Genomic DNA, 4,003 nt, shown 5'->3' on the forward strand with positions numbered 1-4,003 from the left:
TTAACATGAACCGCCGTATGCGGAACCGCATGTACGGTGGTGTGAGAGGACGGAGGCCGCGAGGCCTCCTCCTACTCGATGGCGCGACCGCGGCGGATACCAAGCTCTGGCTTGGGTTGCGACGGGTGCAAAAATAACAAAACCCGCCGTAGCGGGTTCAGTCCAGGAGGAGTGTTCGCGGTCAGTGCACCGCACTCGCGCCGGCGCTTTCTTCCGGCGGATTCAGATAGCCCGCTTGTTCGCATTCGCCATATAACTGCTTCATACCGGTGATGGCGCTGGTCATAAACAGTTGCAGCTGCTCGTCGGTGAGACCGGCGGCGATATGGATGGTGTCGCAAATCATCAGCCGGGGCAGATTGTCATCCACCACGTCGACAAAGATTTTCAGCGTCGGGTAGTTCATGTTCAGACGGCCCAGATCTGCCACCAGGGGCAGCAAGCCTACCGGGCGGATCTCCAGCTCGGTGGTGAACATCAATCCTTCACTCTCGACAAACAATCGGCTCTCCAGCACACCCTCGAGGGATTGAATATCAACGATGTGGATGCCGTGGCATTGCTCACACAGGTAGTGGGGGATCTGGCCCTGGGTCAGCCAGCGCATCACGACTTCAAAACTGGGTACGATCATCTTGTCTACGGTTACCAAATGACAGGTGGGGCAGTCTAAACCAAAAGGGAGCCTGACAGAAGCTTACAACGCCGTAGGCTTCTGTCGGCTGAGGTCAAACCAGGGCACAACTGGGTTGCAACGCTGCGCTGGTAGGCTGCAACGCTGCGCTGCTTGCCACCAGTGGCCAGGCCTCGAGTCGGCTGTGATAGCGGCCGGGCAGGGGGGAGGCCAGATGGGTTTCAAGAATATCCAGGATCCCGCTATCGATGGTCTCATCAAACTTGCGGGCAAACAGCTGCTCGCTGTCCAGCAACTGCTCGGCATCCCGGGCCGTGTAATCCCGTGGCCGCAGCTTGATATCGCCCATCGGGATCCAGTCGATGGCGCGCTTGTCATCATTGATGAGATCACTGGTATAGCTGGTGTTCATGATCACCGTCTGAAAGAAGCCCTCATCGGGGATCAGCGTGTGCTGGTAGAAGCTCTTGAAACGTTCGACTTCCGGACTATGGGTGACAAATTCGCAAAACCGCCGACTGAGGATCATCCACTGGTTACCGATGTAAGGCGTGACGTTCTCCAGATAAGGCCGACGATTGCCGGCGCCATCGGTGATGCTGTGCTCATGCTCGGTCACCCACTCCTCGATGCGGTGCAGGGTATCGGGACGACACTGCCGCTGATCCGCCACCTTGAGGAAATCCTGGCCGCTGTGTTGGCGCAGATAACTCTGGATATCCGCCTGGGAGTGCAGGGGAAAGTCCTGGGCACTCAGGTTGATGAAAAAATCCCACTGCGCATCCAGCTCCAGCAGGGCCGCAATGCCGCGAAGTTCGGCACTCACCAGGCTGTAACCGCCCCAGAGTGCGTTCTCGCTGGGCAACAAGTGGGCATTGGGATAATCCTGCAGAAAGCTGGCTATTTCCTGATACAGTTCGGCGCCGGAGCGTTTGTCGATGTGAATGACATAGTGATTGCTGGTGTCATAGATGGCGCGGAACATCCGCTTGAATAACCGGGGATAACGATGAACGAGGATCAGATAGGCGATCATGAGTGATTCCTGTGGCATATGCGCCACGGCATGCCAATAGCCATCCCAGTGCGCCAGGATCGGTGCAGAGCGCGGACAGCTTGGACATAGACGAGCGATGGATCATTGACGCAATTCGATCAACGGCTTGCTGGCTGGAAAGAGTCCATACCGGGGCACTGGGTGATCGGCAGATGAAGGATGGCGCGCCAAGCGGGCCAGAACGGGAACAGAGGTGACGGCGAGGGCCGAATGCCACGCGCCAGGCCGATGCAAGAGGATCGACGCCGGTACGTAACCTGAAGTGACGTGGCACCATATCACACAAGCATGGGTGCCACGCGAATTATCGCCTGTAGGCAGATCGGCTGCACCGATCCCTGGCCGAGCCCACGGCCAGCCAGGGTCGCTTTATGGCGCCGGTCTGTGCTCGGTCAGCAAGCGGGTGAAGCGTACCTCGGCGACATCGCTGTCACTGCCACTGGTCGCCTGCGCATAGGCACCGGCCTTGAAGTAGAAGGGCACGCTACGCCAGGCCGGATCGGCGGCGTAGAAGTCATAGCGGAAGGGTTCGTCGTTGACGCTCACGCTCAGCACGCCATCCTGAACCTCGATGCGGTAGGTGAAGGGGCCTTTATCCACCTGCGCCTTGAATAGATGGCTGACATCCTCGTTACTGCCTTGGGGATGTTGCTTGATGAGCGCCTTGAGCCGCCCCTTCTCCCACTGCAGTTTAATCAGCGGCCTGGCATCAAAGCCGTGGATCTGCCCGACGATGACTTTCCCGGTCTCCGGCTCGCGGACCACCTGACAGCCGGCCTCCAGGCGATGGAAGCCGCTACCGGACCAGTTGCGATTGTCATCGTTTGGCTCCAGTACCTCGCGCAACTCCGAGCGCGGGTAATCACTATTTTTGGTGGTGCCACCGGAGGCAGGAACGACAAACACCATAGCGCCGTCGTCTGCCAGATAAAAATAGCGCGAGGCATAGCCGCGCAGTTGGTCCGGGGCAATTTCACTGGCCTCGTCATCGGGGATCGTCAGCTTCCAGTGCGCCAGATCGAAGCGGGTACCCGGAGCGCTGTAGTCCAGCTGTGGCTCCACACCTTTACCGCATCCTGCCAGGCTCAGCAGGGCGCCCAGTATTAAAATCACTCGCCATGGGGTCATGATGGATCCTCTCCCGTATTGCTAGATGTTGTCGAATATGCCAGCAATAGCCTAGCGGCGATAGCAGTAATCTTGATGACAAAAGCCGCGAAACGGTCAAATAACCGCCATGGCGAGGTGAATGGCTTGTTGTGAGAGGGTGATAATGGCGTTGCGCACACAATGGCGGCTCGTCACAACCCTGTGAACGAACCGTTACGTGGCGGCCGTGGCCGCGTTAGATCCAGCCCTGTGCCACCAGCTCCTGGATCTCGTAGCGACGGCTCTCCAGCGGGTGGGCGTGCACGGCGGCGACGATTTTAGCCACTCCTGCGGCATAGGGGGCGGCACCATACACCTGAGACTCCAGCTTGAGGCTGCAGATCTCGTCGGCGATGAGGATGCGGTGGAACGCATGGCGTGCCAGATGCTCCTCGGGAATGCCCAGCTCATGCTGTTGCACCTTGGGATCGCGCACGGATTGAATGGCATCCTCGGGGATGCCGAGAGCGTGGGCCATGCTGACCGCCGTGCCGGGCGTCGAACTCTTGTTGGCTTGATGGGACTCGATGAGCTGCTGGGAGTAGCCATGGAACGAGGCACCACATTGCGCCAGCATGTGCATGAATTTGAGCATCAGAATATTGGTGTTGGGGCACAGCAGGAGTGGAAACCGCTCGCCCGCTGCACCGAGATCGGTGCCGGTCGCCAGCTCGATCAGCGTTGAGCCGGTTGCCGCACAATAGGCAAACAGCTGCGGTAACGCCTTGCCGGATCCGGCATGAATGACGATGGCTTGACTCGGTGCAGCGGCAGGCTCAGGCCAGGGCAGCACCTCGAACGACTCGCCCGGGTCGAGCTCTTGAAGTAACTCCTGGGCCAGTTTGCCACGGCCGACGATAAATACCTGCCTCTTCACGGGGGATAACTCCATAGCGATTGAAGGACAAATGATGCCGCTAACAACCGTCAAAATCCACCTCGGGCAAGGATTCAAAACCCGGCTTGGCGAAATAATAGCCCTGCATCAACTCGATGCCGATATCGCGTAGAAATTGCATTTCACCGCGAGTTTCCACCCCTTCGGCCAATGGGGTGATATTTAGCTGCTGGAACATCTGTACGCGGCGCTGTTCCCTTTACGTGTTGGGGCAATCTATACTTGCAGTAAGTTCGCTGGACTGAGGTGCCCGCTATGGATACCA

The 4,003-nt window shown here is 58.4% G+C and carries 5 protein-coding genes; all 5 read right to left on the reverse strand.

The annotated features are described in order from the left end of the window. Positions 1-181 precede the first annotated feature (181 nt). Positions 182-634 carry a type III secretion system chaperone family protein gene (locus ACYVG7_RS11035; RefSeq protein WP_460883159.1) on the reverse strand — a complete coding sequence of 151 codons (453 nt, stop codon included), beginning with the start codon at positions 632-634 and terminating at the stop codon, positions 182-184. A 94-nt stretch (positions 635-728) separates the two neighbouring features. After that, positions 729-1,670, reverse strand: coding sequence for a beta-1,6-N-acetylglucosaminyltransferase (locus ACYVG7_RS11040; protein WP_460883160.1), 942 nt, complete (start codon positions 1,668-1,670; stop codon positions 729-731). A 390-nt stretch (positions 1,671-2,060) separates the two neighbouring features. Further along, complete coding sequence (locus tag ACYVG7_RS11045; RefSeq protein ID WP_460883161.1) at positions 2,061-2,819, reverse strand: polysaccharide lyase family 7 protein; 759 nt, start codon at positions 2,817-2,819, stop codon at positions 2,061-2,063. Positions 2,820-3,036: 217 nt separating this feature from the next. After that, complete coding sequence (locus ACYVG7_RS11050; RefSeq protein WP_460883162.1) at positions 3,037-3,717, reverse strand: hypothetical protein; 681 nt, start codon at positions 3,715-3,717, stop codon at positions 3,037-3,039. 40 nt (positions 3,718-3,757) lie between these two features. Continuing rightward, positions 3,758-3,916: an EAL domain-containing protein gene (locus tag ACYVG7_RS11055; RefSeq protein WP_460883163.1), complete on the reverse strand. Its 159-nt coding sequence runs from the start codon at positions 3,914-3,916 to the stop codon at positions 3,758-3,760. Positions 3,917-4,003 lie beyond the last annotated feature (87 nt).

The organism is Pseudaeromonas pectinilytica (genome assembly GCF_054780855.1).